The organism is Streptomyces sp. NPDC001832, from assembly GCF_040297265.1.
GTDB lineage: Bacteria > Actinomycetota > Actinomycetes > Streptomycetales > Streptomycetaceae > Streptomyces.
Map to the genome: position 1 here is coordinate 43,521 of NZ_JBEOYU010000019.1, position 18,034 is coordinate 61,554.

Sequence of the window (18,034 nt, forward strand, 5' to 3'; positions counted from 1 at the left end):
CGGCACGACGAAGGGGACCGGCTGTGGTCGGTCCCCTTCGTACGAGCTGCTGATCAGCTAGGCGCGCGGGCGGGGGCGGACGTTGTGCCCCACGCGATGGCGCCCGATGTCAGCTGCAACCGCTTGTCGAGCCGCAGCCCTCGCAGATGTAGCAGGATCCGGCGCGCTGCATCTTCGTACCGCAGGAGAAGCAGAGCGGCGCGTCCGCGCTGATGCCCAGCTGCATTTCGACAAGCTCAGCCGAGGTGTGCGCCGTCTTCGGGGCGGGCTTCTCGGCCTCCTGCACGGCAGCCACCGCCTTCAGAGGCTCCGTCCGCACCGGGGCGGACTGGGCCAGGCTTTCGACGTCCAGCTCGTCCTCCAGAGAGGGCTCGTACGAACCGGTGTCGAGGTGCCGCTGACGCTCCTCGGCCGAGTGGATGCCGAGTGCCGAGCGGGTCTCGAAGGGCAGGAAGTCCAGCGCGAGGCGGCGGAAGATGTAGTCGACGATCGACTGCGCCATCCGCACATCCGGGTCGTCCGTCATACCGGCCGGTTCGAAGCGCATGTTCGTGAACTTCGAGACGTACGTCTCCAGCGGGACGCCGTACTGCAGACCGACCGACACGGCGATGGAGAAGGCGTCCATCATGCCGGCGAGGGTGGAGCCCTGCTTGGACATCTTCAGGAAGACCTCGCCGAGACCGTCGTCCGGGTAGGAATTGGCGGTCATGTAGCCCTCGGCGCCGCCCACCGTGAAGGAGGTGGTGATGCCGGGACGGCCCTTGGGAAGGCGCTTACGGACCGGGCGGTACTCGACAACCTTCTCGACCGCGGTACGGATGGTCTCCTCGGCCTTGGCCGTGACTGCGTCCGCTGCGGACTTCTCCTTCTCCTTGGTCTTCGCGGAGAGGGGCTGGCCGACCTTGCAGTTGTCGCGGTAGATCGCGAGCGCCTTGACGCCCATCTTCCACGCCTCGAAGTAGACCTCTTCGACGTCCTCGACGGTGGCCGTCTCCGGCAGGTTCACCGTCTTGGAGAGCGCGCCGGAGATCCACGGCTGAATCGCCGCCATCATGCGCACGTGGCCCATCGCGGAGATGGAACGCTCGCCCATCGCGCAGTCGAAGACCTCGTAGTGCTCGGTCTTCAGACCGGGGGCGTTGATCACATTGCCGTGCTCGGCGATGTGGGCGACGATCGCCTCGATCTGCTCCTCCTGGTAGCCCAGGCGGCGCAGGGCCTGCGGGACGGTGCCGTTGACGATCTGCATCGAGCCGCCGCCGACCAGCTTCTTGAACTTGACCAGGGCGAGGTCGGGCTCGAGGCCGGTGGTGTCGCAGGACATCGCGAGACCGATGGTGCCGGTGGGCGCGATGACCGATGCCTGGGCGTTGCGGAAACCGTTCTTCGCGCCGAGGCGGATCACGTCCTGCCAGGCCTCCGTCGCGGCGGCCCAGATCGGGCTGTCCAGGTCGTCCATGTGGACGGCCGCGGTGTTGGCGTCGGCGTGCTGCTTCATGACGCGCTGGTGCGGCTCGGCGTTGCGGGCATAGCCGTCGTACGGGCCGACGACCGCGGCGAGCTCGGCGGAACGCTTGTACGAGGTGCCGGTCATCAGCGAGGTGATGGCACCGGCGAGGGCGCGGCCGCCGTCGCTGTCGTACGCGTGGCCGGTGGCCATCAGCAGGGCGCCGAGGTTGGCGTAACCGATGCCCAGCTGGCGGAAGGCGCGGGTGTTCTCGCCGATCTTCTGGGTCGGGAAGTCGGCGAAGCAGATGGAGATGTCCATCGCGGTGATGACCAGCTCGACGACCTTGGCGAAGCGTTCGGTGTCGAAGGACTGGCTGCCCTTGCCGTCATCCTTGAGGAACTTCATCAGGTTCAGCGAGGCCAGGTTGCACGAGGTGTTGTCCAGGTGCATGTACTCGCTGCAGGGGTTCGAGCCGTTGATCCGGCCGGACTCCGGGCAGGTGTGCCAGCGGTTGATCGTGTCGTCGTACTGGATGCCCGGGTCGGCACAGGCCCAGGCGGCCTCGGCCATCTTACGGAAGAGGGACTTGGCTTCGACCTCTTCGATGACGTCACCCGTCATCCGGGCACGCAGCCCGAACTTGCCGCCGGACTCGACGGCCTTCATGAACTCGTCGTTCACACGCACCGAGTTGTTGGCGTTCTGGTACTGGACGGACGTGATGTCGTCGCCGCCCAGGTCCATGTCGAAGCCCGCGTCGCGCAGGGCGCGGATCTTCTCCTCTTCCTTCACCTTGGTCTCGATGAAGTTCTCGATGTCGGGGTGGTCGACGTCGAGAATGACCATCTTGGCAGCGCGTCGGGTGGCTCCGCCGGACTTGATCGTCCCGGCGGATGCGTCGGCACCACGCATGAAGGAGACCGGGCCGGAGGCGTTGCCCCCGGAGGACAGCAGCTCCTTGGAGGAGCGGATACGGGAGAGGTTCAGGCCGGCGCCGGAGCCGCCCTTGAAGATCATGCCCTCTTCCTTGTACCAGTCGAGGATCGACTCCATGGAGTCGTCGACGGCCAGGATGAAGCAGGCGGAGACCTGCTGCGGCTGTGGCGTGCCGACGTTGAACCAGACCGGCGAGTTGAAGCTGAAGATCTGGTGCAGGAGGGCGTACGCCAGCTCGTGCTCGAAGATCTCGGCGTCCGCAGGAGAGGCGAAGTAGCCGTGGTCCTCGCCGGCCTTGCGGTACGTCTTCACGATCCGGTCGATGAGCTGTCGCAGACCGGTCTCGCGCTGCGGGGTGCCGACAGCCCCGCGGAAGTACTTGCTGGTGACGATGTTGACCGCGTTCACCGACCAGAAGTCGGGGAACTCGACGCCGCGCTGCTCGAAGTTGATCGAGCCGTCGCGCCAATTGGTCATGACGACGTCACGGCGCTCCCACGCCACCTCGTCGTACGGATGTACGCCGGGGGTGGTGTGGACGCGCTCGATACGCAGCCCCTTGCTCGACTTGGATCCCTTGGCTCGGGAACCTCGTGCCGGGCCGCTCGCCGTCTCTGTCATGCCGCCTCCCATATGTGGGCAAAAACGCCCTGAAGTGCCCAGAACTTCCCGGGGCACAGTCTGTCTCCGATGCTTCGGGCGCCACGCACAGCACCCGGAGCGGGTCTATATACAGCCGCCCTGTCGCCGATCCACGGACCTGTGCCGATCGGCCGGTGTCGCTCAGTCGGCGGCGACGGCGGGAACGGGGACCTCAACGGTCTCGCCCCTCCCGCTCTCCTCCACGTGAGGCCACCGTTCGCGGAGTTCCGCGATGGCGGTCTCGAAGTCTTCAAGTGTGTCGAACGCCCGGTACACGGACGCGAAACGCAGGTACGCGACGAGGTCGAGTTCCTGCAGGGGACCGAGGATGGCCAAACCCACGTCATGGGTGGTCAGCTCGGCGCTGCCGGTGGCACGCACCGCCTCCTCGACCCACTGGCCGAGCTTGGCGAGGGCGTCCTCGGTGACCGGCCGCCCCTGGCATGCCTTGCGCACGCCGGAGATGACCTTGGTACGGCTGAAGGGTTCGGTCACACCGCTGCGCTTCACCACCATCAGCGAGCAGGTCTCCACCGTCGTAAAACGGCGGGAGCAGTCGGGGCACTGGCGGCGGCGGCGGATCGACGTGCCGTCATCGGTGGTGCGACTGTCGACGACCCGGCTGTCGGGGTGCCTGCAGAAGGGGCAGTGCATGGCTCCCAACCCTCCTTCACAGCACGACTGAATAGCCTCTTCAGGGCCCGCCAGGGCCCCTCGAAGCAATCACAAGCATAGGCGATGGCCGCACCCCCGGCGGACCGGAGACCACAACTTCTGGGCGACTGGAACAATCCAACCACTAGATCTTGGGTTTGGTCGCACAATCGGTCCTGGCGCGTGTCGCGCATCGCGAGCGGACCGCAGGCAGCGTACGGCCGAGCACGAGGTTACGGGAATCGCGGGGCTGCCAGGATTGCGGGGCTCCTGCTGTCGGACTCGGACAACGACACGGAGGCCACCCCGCGTGGCGACGCCGCGCCGCCGAACGCTAGCGTGATGGTCCGAATTGCCGGCCGTCCCAAGGGGTCGACCCAAGCAGGGTCCCGGTCACTCCGACCGTCGCACATACACCCAGCAGTGAACACAGGACAGACTTTTATTTGTTTTTCACTCGAACGTGTGTTTGGCGCAACCTTTCGAAAGCTACTACCGTTGTCCAGCTAGGGAGACCATTCGAGAGGGGCCGACGTGACCACCACCGCAGACAGTGCCACCATCACTGCCCAGGACCGCTCCCAGAACCGACTCGAGCCGGTGCATGCCATGAATGACTCAGTCACGAACACGGAGGGGCCGGAGCCCGTGCGCCCAGCGCGGTCGTTGCCCGGCCGCCCTCCAGGTATCCGGGCGGACAGCTCGGGACTCACGGACCGGCAGCGGCGAGTGATCGAGGTGATCCGGGACTCCGTGCAGCGGCGTGGGTACCCGCCCTCGATGCGGGAGATCGGTCAGGCGGTGGGCCTGTCCAGCACGTCTTCCGTAGCCCATCAGCTGATGGCTCTGGAGCGCAAGGGTTTCCTGCGTCGCGACCCCCATCGCCCGCGGGCGTACGAGGTCCGCGGTTCGGACCAGCCCAGCCCGCAGCCCACTGATACGACGGGAAAGCCCGCGGCATCGTATGTGCCGCTGGTCGGCCGGATCGCAGCCGGTGGCCCGATCCTTGCCGAGGAATCGGTCGAGGACGTCTTCCCGCTCCCCCGCCAGCTGGTCGGTGACGGAGAGCTGTTCGTGCTCAAGGTCGTCGGTGACTCGATGATCGAGGCGGCGATCTGTGACGGCGACTGGGTCACCGTGCGGCGCCAGCCCGTCGCGGAGAACGGCGACATTGTGGCAGCCATGCTGGACGGTGAGGCCACGGTCAAGCGCTTCAAGCGGGAGGACGGCCATGTGTGGCTGCTCCCACACAACTCCGCGTACCAGCCGATCCCGGGCGACGAGGCGACGATCCTCGGCAAGGTGGTGGCAGTGCTGCGGCGGGTGTGAACACTCGCCGGTTCCGACCGGGCCCCGGGATCCACTGCGCCGATCCCGGGGCCCTGCCTGTTGCGCCGCGCACCCGGGCGGGCTACTGGCCGTTGGCCTTGGCTGCCGCGTCGATAGCCGCAAGTGAGCGGCGCGCCTGGTTGCGGTCGGTGGTGTACCAGAAATCGGGCAGCGAGGCGCGCAGATAGCTGCCGTACCGGGCGTTGGCCAGCCGCGGATCGAGCACCGCGACCACACCCTTGTCGCCCGTGGCCCGTACGAGCCGGCCGGCGCCCTGAGCCATCAAAAGCGCGGCATGCGTCGCCGCGACAGCCATGAACCCATTTCCTCCCGCCTCCTCGACCGCCTTCTGGCGTGCGCTCATCAGCGGGTCGTCGGGGCGCGGGAATGGGATCCTGTCCATGACCACCAGCTGACAGCTGGCTCCTGGCACATCCACGCCCTGCCAGAGCGAAAGCGTGCCGAAGAGGCAAGTCTCGGGATCGGCCGCGAAATTCTTGATCAGCTCTCCGAGAGTCTCCTCGCCCTGCAGCAGGATCGGCTTGTCGAGTCGGCCGCGCAGTTCCTCGGCGGCGGCCTGGGCCGCCCGCATGGACGAGAACAGTCCGAGAGTGCGCCCGCCCGCCGCCTCCACCAGTTCGGCGAGCTCATCCAGCATGTCGGTGCGAGAACCCTCCCGACCGGGCGTGGCCAGATGCCTGGCGACGTACAGGATTCCCTGCTTGGGGTAGTCGAACGGCGATCCGACGTCGAGCCCCTTCCACTGCGGGATGTCGTCACCCGCAGTGCCTTCGGGAGCGAGTCCGAGCGACGCCCCCACCCCATTGAAATCCCCGCCGAGCTTGAGCGTGGCCGAGGTGAGGACGACAGACCGCTCGGCGAAGAGCTTCTCGCGAAGAAGCCCGGAGACGGAGAGCGGGGCGACCCGCACAGAGGCGCCGAAACGGTCATGACGCTCGTACCAGACGACGTCGTACTCCGAGCCCTGGGTGATGCGCTCGGCCACGCCGTGAATGGTCTCCACCGATGCGAGTGCCTGCTTGCGGACGGCGTCCTCGTCCTGGACGGACTTGTCCCGGGTGGTACCCAGGGCCGAGATCACCGTGCGCGCGGCGTCACGCAGCGCGAGCAATGCGTAGCCGAGGTCCTCGGGGACCTCTTCCAGACGACCGGGAAGCGCCAGCTCCATCACTCGCTCAAAGCCCTCCGACGCGGTCTGCAGTGCGTCGGCGGCCTTCTCGTTGACCAGCTTCGCCGCTCGGCGTACCGCGCGGTTGACCTGGCCGGGCGTGAGCTCGCCGGTGGCCACTCCGGTGACCCTGGAGACCAGTTCATGGGCCTCGTCGACGATCAGTACCTCGTGCTGTGGAAGCACCGGAGCGCCCTCGATGGCATCGATGGCAAGCAGGGCGTGATTGGTGACAACGACATCGGCGAGCTTGGCACGCTCACGGGCCTGCTCCGCGAAGCACTCCGCACCGTACGCGCACTTGCTGGCGCCCAGACATTCGCGGGAGGAGACGGAGACCTGCGCCCAGGCACGGTCGGATACGCCCGGGGTGAGGTCGTCGCGATCGCCTGTGTCGGTCTCGTCCGACCAGTCCCGCAGCCGCAGCAGATCCTGACCGAGCTTGCTCGACGGGGCCGCTGCCTCGAACTGGTCGAAGAGCCCCTCCTCCTCATCCTGGGGCACTCCTTCATGGAGCCGGTGCAGGCAGAGATAGTTCGAGCGGCCTTTGAGCATGGCGAACTGGGGGCGGCGGCGCAGCAGCGGATGCAGAGCGTCGACCGTACGCGGAAGGTCGCGCTCCACGAGCTGGCGTTGCAGTGCCAGGGTCGCCGTCGCCACCACGACGCGCTCCCCGTGCGCCAGCGCGGGCACCAGGTAGCCAAGGGATTTGCCCGTGCCGGTGCCGGCCTGGACGAGCAGATGGGCATTGTCGTCGACAGCCTCGGCAACAGCCTCGGCCATGGCGGCCTGGCCGGGCCGTTCCGTACCACCGACGGCGGTCACGGCGGCGTGGAGAAGCTCGGGGAGGGATGGCTTTGTCATAGCCCGACCACCCTACGGGGCACCACTGACAACGGCGATCACTCCCGGACTCAGACGGAGGCGTGGAGCGGGTTGGGAACGGTCCCGTGGATGGCGGCGTGCGGGCGCCGGGGCCGGTCCCGGTAACCGTCCACGTACAGGCGGTTCCGGTTCAGACAGAGACGTTCGATGCGGGGCGTCAGCATGTCGAACATCTCGAATCGCTCCTTGAGCTCGGGGAAGCGGGCGTGGTGCCGCAGGATCTCGGCCCTCACGAGTGACCAGAAATCAGCCTCCGGGACTCCGAGTTGTTCCTCACACAGCGGGGACAGGAAGCGGAAGACACCGATGAACAGTCCGGAGTGGATGAACTGGGTGAGGAAGGAGGGCTGCTCGGTGAGCAGGATGCGGCGTACATCCCCCGGCATCGACTCGTGCTCCGGCAGCGGCTGGGCGCTGATGTTCACGTCGTCCACGAAGTCCTTGATCGCCATGCGAACCGGTACGTCCTGGTCGTCGAAGACAACGATGGCGTTCTCTCCGTGCGGGGAGAACACGGTGCCGTAGCGGTAGAGGAAGTGCAGCAGCGGCGGGAGCAGCGCGGCGAAGAGCCGGGTCAGCCAGGTGGTGGGCGTCAGCCCCGAGCGGGCGACGAGCTCGGCCGTGAAAGCGCGGCCCTGTGGATCGGTGTGGAGCAGCGAGGCAAGGGTCCGGGCCCGTTCGCCCGGCGCGAGCCGGGGCTGGAGGGGTTCTCGCCAGATCGCGCCGAGGATCTCCTTGAACTGGTACGGAGTCTCCGGAAGGTGGTCGTAGAGCGGATGCTCGACGGTCACGGAGGCCACCTCGCCGAGCAGGATGACCCTGCACGTGTCGCGCAGAAAGGCGTCCCGGTCGCGCAGCCCCTGGACCCAGGTGGTGACGGCGGGGGCTGCGAGGGTGCGTTCGGTCGGCAGTCCTCGCCAGACCAGCGTATTGAGGATCGACAGCGGCAGTTTGACGGTGTGCCGGTCGGGGCGGGTCACATTGGCGAAGGTGCGGATGGACTGCTGAGGCAGCCGGAGGTCGGCGTCGGTGTGGAGCGGAACGATGTCGCCTGCGGCGATGGCCGGGGCGAAGACCGGAACGATCCATTCGTCCCACTGCCAGGGGTGCACGGGAAGACAGAGATAGCTGCCGGGATCGAGGTCGCGGGCGCGGAGCAGGGCGGCGAAGGAATCACGAACCGCCGGATCGAGTTCCCGCATGTACAGCTGCTCGGGTGAGGCCAGACCGGTCACCCCTCGGTAGGCGGCGATCCGGGTGGAGACGGCGATCCACGGCAGCCTGACCGGCCTGCGGGCCTCGGGTGTGTAGCGGGAGGCGTCGGTGGCGGAGAAGCCGAGACGCCCCTTGTTGGCGACGAGCCAGGGGTGTCCTGTCTGGTGCCCTTCCAGCTCGGCGTAGTCGAGATCGGCCAGCCGGGCGGCGGAGAGCGCGGTGCGGTCGAGCCGGGCGTCGGCGGCGAGGGTGGTGGTGATCTCGCGGATGAGGTGGCCGAGGGTGGCGCCGTCGATCCCGAGGAGGTGTCGGGCGCGGGCGAGGAACTGCAATGGGTCACGGAACGGGACGGTGCCGGTGTTCCGGTCCCGCAGTGGCTCGGCAGGCACGCCCCGGCCGCGGTTCCGCGTCGAGTCCGCCGACGGCTCCTGGGCGCTCCCGCACGTCTCCAGAATCGAATCGGGGACGATGTGCCAACTGCCGTACACGCCCCGCCGTGCGCTGAAGCTCAAGGTTCCACCGTCGTCGAGCCTGAGGGTGTACGCATCACCCCCGCCGGCCTGCCGGACCGGCTCGATGACTTCCTCGTAGGCGAATTGACCGAGCATCTTCGCAAGCAGTCGGGTGGCGGCTCCGTCCCAGACCGTCCGGTTCAGTTCTGGTGTATTGGGCAGGGCAACAGCCTCCGCTGAATCATGACTCGCAGGATATTTCGGCACGGTGACTCCTCGGGATGGAACCGATGGGGTTCGAGCGGTATAGGCAATGCAGCAGATCGTTCACAGCTGGGCACGGTGCGTTCGGTCGCGGATCATCAGGGCGGCTCGTTTGTCGGGGAGTTCGACTTCCGCGGAGAAGCGGAAGCCTGCACTGAGGAAGGCGGAGACGGAAGGGGTGTTACGCAGGTCGGGCTCTGCCACGACACGTGCGCACAGCGGACGGTTGTCGAGTACGAGGTCGGAGACGGCCCGGAGCAAGGTGGTGCCGACCCCGCGCCCGCGGTTGTTCACACCGCCGATGAGGAGGTGGATTCCGGTGTCGTGCGGTCGGGCGGGGTAGTGACGCGCCAGCGGATCGAGATCCGCGCGATAGATCTCCCAGTAGCTCATGGGCACGCCTGCCAGCACGCCGAGGCACGGGACGCTGCGCCCGTCGCCGTCGAGTTGAGGGCGCAGATGGTCGGCTGTGACGGACTCGGATCCGGCGAGTGCCCAGAATGCGGCGACTGCGGGATCGTTCATCCAGCGGCTGATCACGGCGAGATCACGTTCCAGTCGCACGGGGACGAGTTGGAACACTCCGGCCTGGGTGGTGACCGGTCCCCAGTCGCCAGGGTGGTCGAGCAAATCCGAGGCGGTCGGCCTGCTCATGATTGCCTGCGTGCCTGCGGCCGGACCCGCGTCGTCCGATTCGGATGACGCGGACGCGTTCGGCGGTTTGGGGCGTGTTGCGGTGGCTGGTGCGTCCTCGCCGAACAGCATGTGGACTTCTTCGAAGAGCGGCAGGTCCAAGGTATCCTCGGTAGCTTTGTCGGCCTCTGGGGCAGGGCCGGTACCGGTGCCGGTGTGCGCATCGGCGGGAGCCACGGTGTCGCTCTCCTCTCGGCGGTTCAGGCGGTGGTCATGTTCCCTCAGACACATAGGGGGTTGGCAATGGTGACGTAGACGGACTGGGTGTCGACAGGCCCGACGAGTTCGTCGAGTCCGTGAAGCCGAGTCAGCAGGTTGGCCTTGCACCGCAGGTGGGAGCTTTCCAGCAGATGTGCGGGCAGCGGGGAGCCCAGCGCGGCGGCCGAGCCGAGGAATCGACGGAACGCGGCGATGAGCACGCGTTCGTCGGCGAGGTGCTGGGCACCAAAGGCCCCGATCAGGCCCAACACATTGTTGATGCCGAGGTAGTAGGCAAAGCGCTCGTCTGTGACCGCGTCACAGACGAAGGTGTCGCTGGCCGATCCGATGCCGGGGAGTCGGTGCTCCAGTGCCGCACGGTGGGACTCGCGGAAGTAGTAGCCCTGATTGTCGCGGTACCGGCCGCCGACGGGCCAACCGTGGGGATCGAGCAGCACCAGGGTGTTCTGCTGGTGGGCTTCGAGGGCCACGCCTGCGTGGGCGTCGAGCCAGAGCACGGGGCGTACGACGCGGTCGAGGTAACGCAGGAACCACTCGGTGGCGACGGCTCCCACTGCTCTTCCGGTGGCAGCGGCCAGGGAGATCACGATCTCGGCGATGCGCGTATGCATGCCCGTCCGGTCCGGCCAGGGGCGCGGGGCGGTGAGCGCGGCGATGCAGACCGCGTCGTCGTACGGACCGAACGGGTTGTGGCGCAGCATCACGTCGAGGCCCGCGACCGGCTCGCCGTCCGGGCCGTCGACAGCGAGCCAGGCGGGGTCACGGACGATGTCGAAGCCCGGGTGGACGGCGTGCCACTGTGCGGCGAGTCCGCTCCGGAGCAGCCGGTGGACCTCCACTCCACGGTGGAGTTCCTTGCGGAGATTCTCACGACGGGAGTTGGTGATGCGAATGCCGAGGGAGAGCTTGAGCATGACCTCGGCACCGGGTCGATGCACAGTACGGACGGATGAGGTGGGGTGCCAGTGCTTCCCGTGCGGTCCGAGGTCGTGCAGGAGTCCGGCGTCGAGCAGGGCGGCGACTTCGGGCCGGTGTCCGAGTTCGCGGGCCTGCCAGGGGTGGAGCGGAATCGGCGCAGTGTTGTCGGGGAGTTGCAGTCCTTCCGCATGGGAGGTGATCAGTTCCGTGGCCGACACGGGACGGCCTGTGTCGGTCCAGGCGGAGTCGGTGGCCAGCACGGACCGGTCGACAGCCATCCAGTGCATCGGGAAGGAGCCGTGCAACTCGGGTGAGTAGAGGCGGGATTCGGAGTCCGAGAGGCCTTCTCGGCTCTTGGGGGTGGGGTGGAGCGGATGTCCGAGGAGAAGTGACTGCTCGGCGGTGAGGAAAAGGTCCGCTTCGGCCGGGGCGCCGGGGGTGCGGCGCCGCTCGGCGATGAAGCCGGCCGTCCGCTGTACGGAGTCGGCGACCCGGGCCACCATGTCGGCGCCTTCGTGGCGGTCGGACTCGCGGCCCAGGAGAGCGGCGACCGTGACGGCGTCGGTGGGCGGTGCTCCTTCGGGTGCCCCCTCCAGGGCAGGCATGCCGAAGCGGTGCCAGCCCGTGGCGGACCAGTAGAGAACGGGGACGAGCAGAGCGGTCCCGCTGGCGGGGAGCGGGATGCGGAGTCTGTCCCCGCCCGGCCGGGGCAGGTCGTTCTCCCGGACCCAGCAGCGGAGCAGATTCTCGACGCCCGCGGTGTCGGCGGCCCGCAGCGGATCCGGATGGTCGAGGAGGTCGAGGGGTGCCGCACAGGTGAACGTGGCCTTCGGGGCGTACCGCTCGTCGTGTGGTGCCGCCATCTGGCGGGGCACGGTGGTCTGCTCGACGACGAGATCGCCGGTGAGTCCGGCCTGTCCTCGCTGTTGGGTGGGGGGAGAGCCGTCGGCCTGGGGCGCGGGAGTGGGGTTCACGGCGGTCTTCCTTGTGAGGGTGTCCGGGGTCAGCGAGCCGACCCGGTCGTGGTTCGGCGGTGCGGCGAGCGCTCGGCAGCTGACAGGGCGTCGGCGAGACGGTCCACAACCGCTGCTGCCTGTTCGTCGGTGAGCGTGAGGGGAGGGAGCAGGCGTACGACGGCACAGTGGCGTCCGCCGAGTTCGACGATGAGGCCGCGGCGCAAGCATTCCTGTTGGACTGCGGCGGCCAGAACCGGGGCGGGCGGTGGCTCGGGCCTGTCGCTCCCCGCAGCGGCCTCGGGGTCGACGAGCTCCACCCCGATCATCAGGCCCCGCCCGCGGACGTCCCCGATGGACGGGTGGTCCGTGGCCAGTGCCTGGAGGCGTGCGACCATCCGGGCGCCGAGTGTCGCGGCGCGCTCGGCGAGGTGGTGCTCCCGCACGAAGGCAAGGGTGGCCGTGCCCGCCGCCATCGCGAGCTGGTTGCCCCGGAAGGTGCCGGCGTGGGCGCCCGGCTGCCAGGTGTCGAGTTCGGAGCGGTAGACGATCACTGCGAGCGGGAGGGATCCGCCGATGGCCTTGGAGAGCACCATTACGTCGGGCACGATCCCGCTGTGCTCGACCGCCCAGAATGCACCGGTACGGCCGACGCCCGTCTGAACCTCGTCGGCGATCAGGGGGACGGACCGGTTCTCGGTGATCTCGCGCATTCGGCGCATCCAGCTGTCGGGGGCGGGGTTCACACCGCCCTCCCCCTGCACCGGTTCGAGGATCATCCCGGCCGGCGTGGGTGCGCCTCCCTTGGGGTCGTCCAGGAGGTTCTCGGTCCACCGGGCGGCGATCTCCGCGCCGCGCTCGCCGCCGATACCGAAGGGGCAGCGGTAGTTCTGCGGGAAGGGCAGACGCGTCACCCGTACGTCCTCGGCGCCGCCCGAGGCGGCAAGGGCTCCTGCCGTCATCCCGTGGTAGGCGCCGGTGAAGGCGAGGAGTCCGCTGCGACCGGTCGCGGAACGGACCAGTTTGAATGCTGCCTCGACGGCATCCGTACCGACCGGTCCGCAGAACTGGATCCGGGCATTGTCGGCGAACTGCCGCGGCAGGGTGGCGAACAGCTCCGTGGTGAAGGCGTCCTTGACCGGCGTGGCGAGGTCGAGCACATGCAGCGGTGCGCCCGAGGCGATCACCTTCTTGATCGCCTCCAGGACCACCGGATGGTTGTGCCCTAGCGCCAGAGTGCCGGCCCCGGAGAGACAGTCGAGGTATCGCCGCCCGTCCGCGCCTTCGATGGTCATCCCACGGGCGCGTACCGGCACGATCGGCAGTGAACGCGCATAGGTACGGGCGGCGGATTCGCGCAGCGACTGGCGGCGCAGGATCCCCTCGTGCACCGCCGGTGCTGCCACCGGAGCTGGTTCGGTCACGGCCACGGCTGTTGGTCCTCCCGCTGTAACGATTGCGTTGCACGTCAGTACATCGACACATGGACGGACTGTGCGGATGAACGCCGCCCTCGAGTCCCTCGTCGTACCAACGACGCCGGACGCCGGGGATCACGGGTAAATCCGAAGATCCTTGCGGAGGCGGAACCGTGACCCTGGTGCGTGCCGTCCCCCTCGGCCCCGGCATAGTGGTGGCCGCACGGAGGTCTCGGTCCAATTTTCGGGAGTCCTCAGGCCGTTCGGAGCAGTTGGCTCGGAGCAGCTCCGAAGTGCAGTACATACGTGTTGAGTTTCGAAGTCCCAGGGGGATCACTACATGCGACTCATTCGGCCAGTTCTCACCGCACGTCGGGGGAGCGCACGTCCCTCGGTGCTCGCCGTGGCCACGGTCACTGCGGCCCTTGCGCTCACCGCAACTGCCTGCGGTCCGGGTGAGGACACCGCCAGTGACAAGGCGAGCAGCGCCGCCAGCCAGGCCTCGGACGGCGAGATCACTATTCCGGACGACCTGAAGGACCGGCTCAAGGAGCACGGGATCGACCTCGACCAGTGGAAGAACGGCGAGTGGAAGAACTGGGACAAGGACGAGTGGCTGCGCGAGGCCAAGGACTTCGTCAACCCGATCATCGAGGACCTCTGGGACCCGGACCGGATGCGGGATGCCGACAAGTCGCCGGAGAGGCCGGTCGACAATGACATCTCGGGTGACGTGGGCGTGACGGACCCGACGCCCGCGCCGGTCCAGGCCGCTGGTGTCCGTACGCCGTACCACACCAATGCCGCGGAATCCGGGAAGCTGTTCTTCGACAGCCCCGAGGGCTCCATGGTCTGCTCCGCGACCGTGGTGAAGGACCCGGCACACCCCGGAAAGTCCAACCTGGTGTGGACCGCGGGGCATTGTGTGCACGCGGGCAAGAAGGGCGGCTGGTACCGCAACATAGCCTTCGTGCCGTCGTACAACAACAGCGGTATGTCGACGGCAGAGTTGCAGAAGGCGACCAAGCAGGAGATCGCGCCCTACGGCGTGTGGTGGGGCCAGTGGGCGCAGACGTCCGACCAGTGGATCTCGCAGGGTTCCTCGACCGGCGGGCAGGGCGCCCCGTACGACTTCGCGGTGCTGCATGTCACGCCTGAGAAGGGCGCGGCGGGTAAGTCCCTGGAGGAGACGGTGGGTTCCGCGCTGCCAGTCGAATTCAACGCGCCGGCCGTGCCGGAGATCGACAGCATGACGGCCACCGGCTTCCCGGCCGCTCCGCCGTACGACGGCCAGAAGGCCCTCCAGTGCGCGGACAAGCCGGGCCGGCTCTCGCTGACCGCGCAGGACCCCACGATGTACCGCATCGGCTGCAGCATGACGGGCGGCTCCTCCGGTGGTGGCTGGGTCGCGGAGGGCCAGGACGGCAAGCCCGCGCTGGTCTCGAACACCTCCATCGGCCCGGCGACGGCCGGCTGGCTGGCCGGACCACGCTTTGGCAAGGAAGCCAAGGGCATCTACGAGTCCGTCAGCAAGAAGTACGCGGGGCAGTGACGACGGACCGTCACCCGGCCAGAATGGTGCGAAGGTGACGGCCGCAAGCCCGAAGGCCCGCTCCCCCGTCGGGAGCGGGCCTTCGGTCCGTACTGAGGCGTACCGTGCTGCGGTCAGTGCGCCACGGGAACGAACGCGGAGAGCTCGGCTGCCAGTTCCTCATGTACCCGCGCCTTGAGCAGGGTGCCCTCCGACGTGTGCGCCTCGGAGATCACCTCGCCCTCGGCGTGCGCCCTGGAGACCAGGCCGCCACGGGTGTACGGGACCAGTGCCTCGATCTCGACCGAGGGCCGAGGCAGTTCGGTATCGATGAGTGCGAACAGTTCGTCGATACCTGCGCCGGTACGCGCCGAGACGGCGATCGCGTGCTTCTCGATGCGCAGCAGCCGCTGCAGCACCAGCGGATCGGCCGCATCCGCCTTGTTGACCACCACGATCTCTGGCACGTCCACCGCGCCCACTTCGCGGATCACCTCGCGCACCGCGGCGAGCTGTTCTTCCGGCACCGGGTGGGAGCCGTCCACCACATGCAGGATCAGATCGGCTTCACCGACCTCCTCCATGGTGGAGCGGAACGCCTCGACGAGGTGGTGCGGCAGATGCCGTACGAACCCGACGGTGTCGGCCAGGGTGTAGATCCGGCCACTCGGCGTCTCGGCCCGGCGCACCGTCGGGTCCAGGGTGGCGAACAGTGCGTTCTCCACCAGGACGCCCGCACCGGTCAGCCGGTTGAGCAACGAGGACTTGCCCGCATTGGTGTAGCCGGCAATGGCGACCGAGGGCACCTTGTTGCGCTTGCGCTCCTGGCGCTTGATCTGGCGGCCGGTCTTCATCTCCGCGATTTCCCGGCGCATCTTCGCCATCTTCTCGCGGATCCGACGCCGGTCCGTCTCGATCTTGGTCTCACCGGGACCGCGGGTTGCCATGCCGCCACCGCCGCTGGAACCGCCGCCGCCCATCTGACGGGAGAGCGACTGGCCCCAGCCGCGCAGCCGCGGCAGCATGTACTGCATCTGTGCCAGCGAGACCTGCGCCTTGCCCTCTCGGGACTTGGCGTGCTGGGCGAAGATGTCGAGGATCAGGGCGGTCCGGTCGACCACCTTGACCTTGACGACGTCTTCCAGATGGATCAGCTGGCCGGGGCTGAGCTCACCGTCGCAGACGACGGTGTCGGCCCCTGATTCGAGGACGATGTCGCGCAACTCCAGCGCCTTGCCCGAGCCGATGTAGGTGGCCGGGTCGGGCTTGTCGCGGCGCTGGAAGACGGCGTCGAGCACCTGGGCGCCCGCCGTCTCCGCAAGCGCGGCCAGCTCCGCGAGGGAATTCTCCGCGTCCTGCACGGTCCCCGAGGTCCAGACACCGACCAGCACCACACGCTCCAGGCGCAGCTGCCGGTACTCGACCTCGGTGACGTCCTCGAGCTCGGTCGAGAGTCCCGCCACACGCCGCAGAGCGGCGCGCTCCGAGCGGTCGAACTGCTCGCCGTCCCGCTCTCCGTCGATCTCGTGGCTCCAGGCGACGTCCTCTTCCATCAGGGCGTCGGCCCGAAGGCTCTCGGTGAGGCTCTCGGTGACATTCTCCGTAGCGCTCTGCGCGTCCTGCGCGTCCTGGGGAAGGGAAGAAGAGGAGGTCATTGGATCCTTACGTCGATGGAAGTCCGTTACATCAGTCACAACGCGTGACCTCTCCCGATGATTCCCGCTGTCGGGAGTCCGGTCCGGCCACCGCGGCGACCCCTCGATAGTGGCATGGTCCGCCGGGCCCGTCATCCGGGTTTATCGCTGTCCGTCGGGCTTGGCACTGTGCCAGTCCGGATGCCTCGGCATCGGCGGGGTCTTCTTGCCGTACAGCCAGCCGTCGAAGAACGAGGTCAGGTCGCGGCCCGCGGTCTGTGACGCCAGCCGGACGAAGTCCGCGGTGGCGGCATTGGAGTCCTGGTGCTCCTTCACCCAACTCCGCTCCAGCCGGTCGAAGGCGGCCTCTCCGATCTCCTGGCGCAGGGCGTAGAGGATCAGTGCGCTGCCGTCGTACACCACCGGCCGGAACAGGCTGAGCTTGTGTCCGGGCGCCGGAACGTCGGGGCGGGCCGGCGGGCCGCCCGCGGCGCGCCAGCCGTCGGACCTGATGTAGGCGTCGTGCATCCGGCTTTCCAGTGGCTTGTTGGCGTGTTCCTCGGCGTAGCGGGCCTCGTACCAGCTGGCATGTCCCTCGTTGAGCCACAGATCGGACCATGCTTGCGGGGAGACGCTGTCGCCGAACCATTGGTGGGCGAGTTCGTGCACCATGATCGATTCGACGTACCACTTGGGGAAGGCGGTCCGGGTGAACAGGGACCGTTCGAAGAGCGAGAGCGTCTGGGTCTCCAGCTCGAAGCCGGTGTCGGTGGCGGCGACCAGCAGTCCGTATGTCTCGAAGGGGTAGCGGCCGACCTGCCGTTCCATCCATTCCAGCTGACCGGGTGTTTTGCTGAGCCAGGGTTCCAGCTGCTCGCGGTCGGCGCTCGGCACCACGTCGCGTACCGGCAGTCCGTGCGGCCCGGTGCGCTTCAGGACGGCGGAGCGGCCGATGGTGACCTGGGCCAGTTCGGTGGCCATGGGGTGTTCGGTCCGGTAGGTCCAAGTGGTCTCGGCGTCTTGTCGGGCCGTGCCGGCGGGCAGGCCGTTGGCGACCACCGTGAGGTCCTTGGGTGCGGTGATCCGGAAGGTGAAGTACGCCTTGTCGGCGGGATGGTCGTTGCTCGGGAAGACCCGGTGCGCGGCGTCGGCCTGATTGGCCATGGCCAGACCATCGGCAGTGCGCAGCCAGCCGCCGCTGTCCTTGCCGTCGTTCGGGTCACTGGTGTGCTGGACGGTGATGTGCAGCGGCGCTCCGGCCTGAAGCCGGCCGGGGGGCTGGACGACCAGGTCCTCGTCCGCCACGGCGAAGTCGGCGCGCTGACCGTTGATTTCGACCGTGCGGACAGTGCCCCGGGCGAAATCGAGGTTGATCCGGTCCAGCGGCTCGGTGGTCCGCGCGTCGATCCTGGTGACGGCATCCAGCGGCTTGCTGTTGCTGCCGTGGTAGGTCAGTCCGATGTCGTACGAGAGAACGTCGTACCCAGGATTGCCGAGATGCGGGAAGAGTGGGTCGCCGATGCCGAGCGGCACGGGTGAGGGGAGGGCGGCAGCAACGAGGGCGGCCGATGCGGTGGCCAGCAGAGCGGTCCGCAGACGGCGGGAGATGATCGGCATGGACTACCGCTACCAGCGACTCCCACCTGGGC

General features: G+C 68.0%; 11 protein-coding genes. 2 read left to right on the forward strand and 9 right to left on the reverse strand.

Translation table 11 applies throughout. The annotated features are described in order from the left end of the window. Nucleotides 1–109 precede the first annotated feature (109 nt). Both ABT115_RS17230 and nrdR read right to left on the reverse strand, forming a co-directional pair. Nucleotides 110–3,010, reverse strand: a complete 2,901-nt coding sequence (locus ABT115_RS17230; RefSeq protein WP_351789968.1) for a vitamin B12-dependent ribonucleotide reductase — start codon at nt 3,008–3,010, stop codon at nt 110–112. A 162-nt stretch (nt 3,011–3,172) separates the two neighbouring features. Continuing rightward, nucleotides 3,173–3,685 carry a transcriptional regulator NrdR gene (nrdR, locus tag ABT115_RS17235; protein WP_351789971.1) on the reverse strand — a complete coding sequence of 171 codons (513 nt, stop codon included), beginning with the start codon at nt 3,683–3,685 and terminating at the stop codon, nt 3,173–3,175. 534 nt (nt 3,686–4,219) lie between these two features. On the opposite strand from nrdR, the gene lexA reads away from it, so the two are divergent. Continuing rightward, complete coding sequence (lexA, locus tag ABT115_RS17240) at nt 4,220–5,014, forward strand: transcriptional repressor LexA (RefSeq protein WP_351789973.1); 795 nt, start codon at nt 4,220–4,222, stop codon at nt 5,012–5,014. Nucleotides 5,015–5,096: 82 nt separating this feature from the next. Here lexA and ABT115_RS17245 read toward each other — a convergent pair whose 3' ends face one another. Genes ABT115_RS17245 through ABT115_RS17265 form a run of 5 tightly spaced genes read right to left on the reverse strand, consistent with a single transcriptional unit; the run spans nt 5,097 to nt 13,232 of the window. After that, the gene (locus ABT115_RS17245) at nt 5,097–7,067 is read right to left on the reverse strand and encodes an ATP-dependent DNA helicase (protein WP_351789976.1); all 1,971 of its coding nucleotides are present in this window, start codon (nt 7,065–7,067) and stop codon (nt 5,097–5,099) included. A 50-nt stretch (nt 7,068–7,117) separates the two neighbouring features. Then, nucleotides 7,118–9,022 carry an IucA/IucC family protein gene (locus ABT115_RS17250; RefSeq protein WP_351789979.1) on the reverse strand — a complete coding sequence of 635 codons (1,905 nt, stop codon included), beginning with the start codon at nt 9,020–9,022 and terminating at the stop codon, nt 7,118–7,120. 60 nt (nt 9,023–9,082) lie between these two features. After that, nucleotides 9,083–9,889, reverse strand: coding sequence for a GNAT family N-acetyltransferase (locus tag ABT115_RS17255; RefSeq protein WP_351789982.1), 807 nt, complete (start codon nt 9,887–9,889; stop codon nt 9,083–9,085). 44 nt (nt 9,890–9,933) lie between these two features. Continuing rightward, the gene (locus ABT115_RS17260; protein ID WP_351789985.1) at nt 9,934–11,823 is read right to left on the reverse strand and encodes an IucA/IucC family protein; all 1,890 of its coding nucleotides are present in this window, start codon (nt 11,821–11,823) and stop codon (nt 9,934–9,936) included. Between the two features lie 29 nt (nt 11,824–11,852). Further along, nucleotides 11,853–13,232, reverse strand: a complete 1,380-nt coding sequence (locus ABT115_RS17265) for a diaminobutyrate--2-oxoglutarate transaminase family protein (protein ID WP_351789988.1) — start codon at nt 13,230–13,232, stop codon at nt 11,853–11,855. A 328-nt stretch (nt 13,233–13,560) separates the two neighbouring features. Here ABT115_RS17265 and ABT115_RS17270 point away from each other — a divergent pair, with 328 nt between their 5' ends. Continuing rightward, entirely contained in the window at nt 13,561–14,772 is a 1,212-nt protein-coding gene (locus tag ABT115_RS17270; protein WP_351789991.1) for a trypsin-like serine peptidase, read from the forward strand. Between the two features lie 113 nt (nt 14,773–14,885). On the opposite strand, the gene hflX is transcribed toward ABT115_RS17270, so the two are convergent. Together hflX and ABT115_RS17280 are read right to left on the reverse strand one after the other, a co-directional pair. Beyond that, nucleotides 14,886–16,406, reverse strand: coding sequence for a GTPase HflX (gene hflX, locus ABT115_RS17275; RefSeq protein ID WP_351789994.1), 1,521 nt, complete (start codon nt 16,404–16,406; stop codon nt 14,886–14,888). A gap of 141 nt (nt 16,407–16,547) precedes the next feature. Continuing rightward, nucleotides 16,548–18,002 carry a M1 family metallopeptidase gene (locus ABT115_RS17280; protein WP_351789997.1) on the reverse strand — a complete coding sequence of 485 codons (1,455 nt, stop codon included), beginning with the start codon at nt 18,000–18,002 and terminating at the stop codon, nt 16,548–16,550. Between the last annotated feature and the right edge of the window lie 32 nt (nt 18,003–18,034).

Coding starts and splice junctions, on each gene's coding strand:
- ABT115_RS17230 (WP_351789968.1), bottom strand. CDS start 3,010: ATGACAGAGACGGCGAGCGGCCCGGCACGAGGTTCCCGAGCCAAGGGA.
- nrdR (WP_351789971.1), bottom strand. CDS start 3,685: ATGCACTGCCCCTTCTGCAGGCACCCCGACAGCCGGGTCGTCGACAGT.
- ABT115_RS17245 (WP_351789976.1), bottom strand. CDS start 7,067: ATGACAAAGCCATCCCTCCCCGAGCTTCTCCACGCCGCCGTGACCGCC.
- ABT115_RS17270 (WP_351789991.1), top strand. CDS start 13,561: ATGCGACTCATTCGGCCAGTTCTCACCGCACGTCGGGGGAGCGCACGT.
- hflX (WP_351789994.1), bottom strand. CDS start 16,406: ATGACCTCCTCTTCTTCCCTTCCCCAGGACGCGCAGGACGCGCAGAGC.
- ABT115_RS17280 (WP_351789997.1), bottom strand. CDS start 18,002: ATGCCGATCATCTCCCGCCGTCTGCGGACCGCTCTGCTGGCCACCGCA.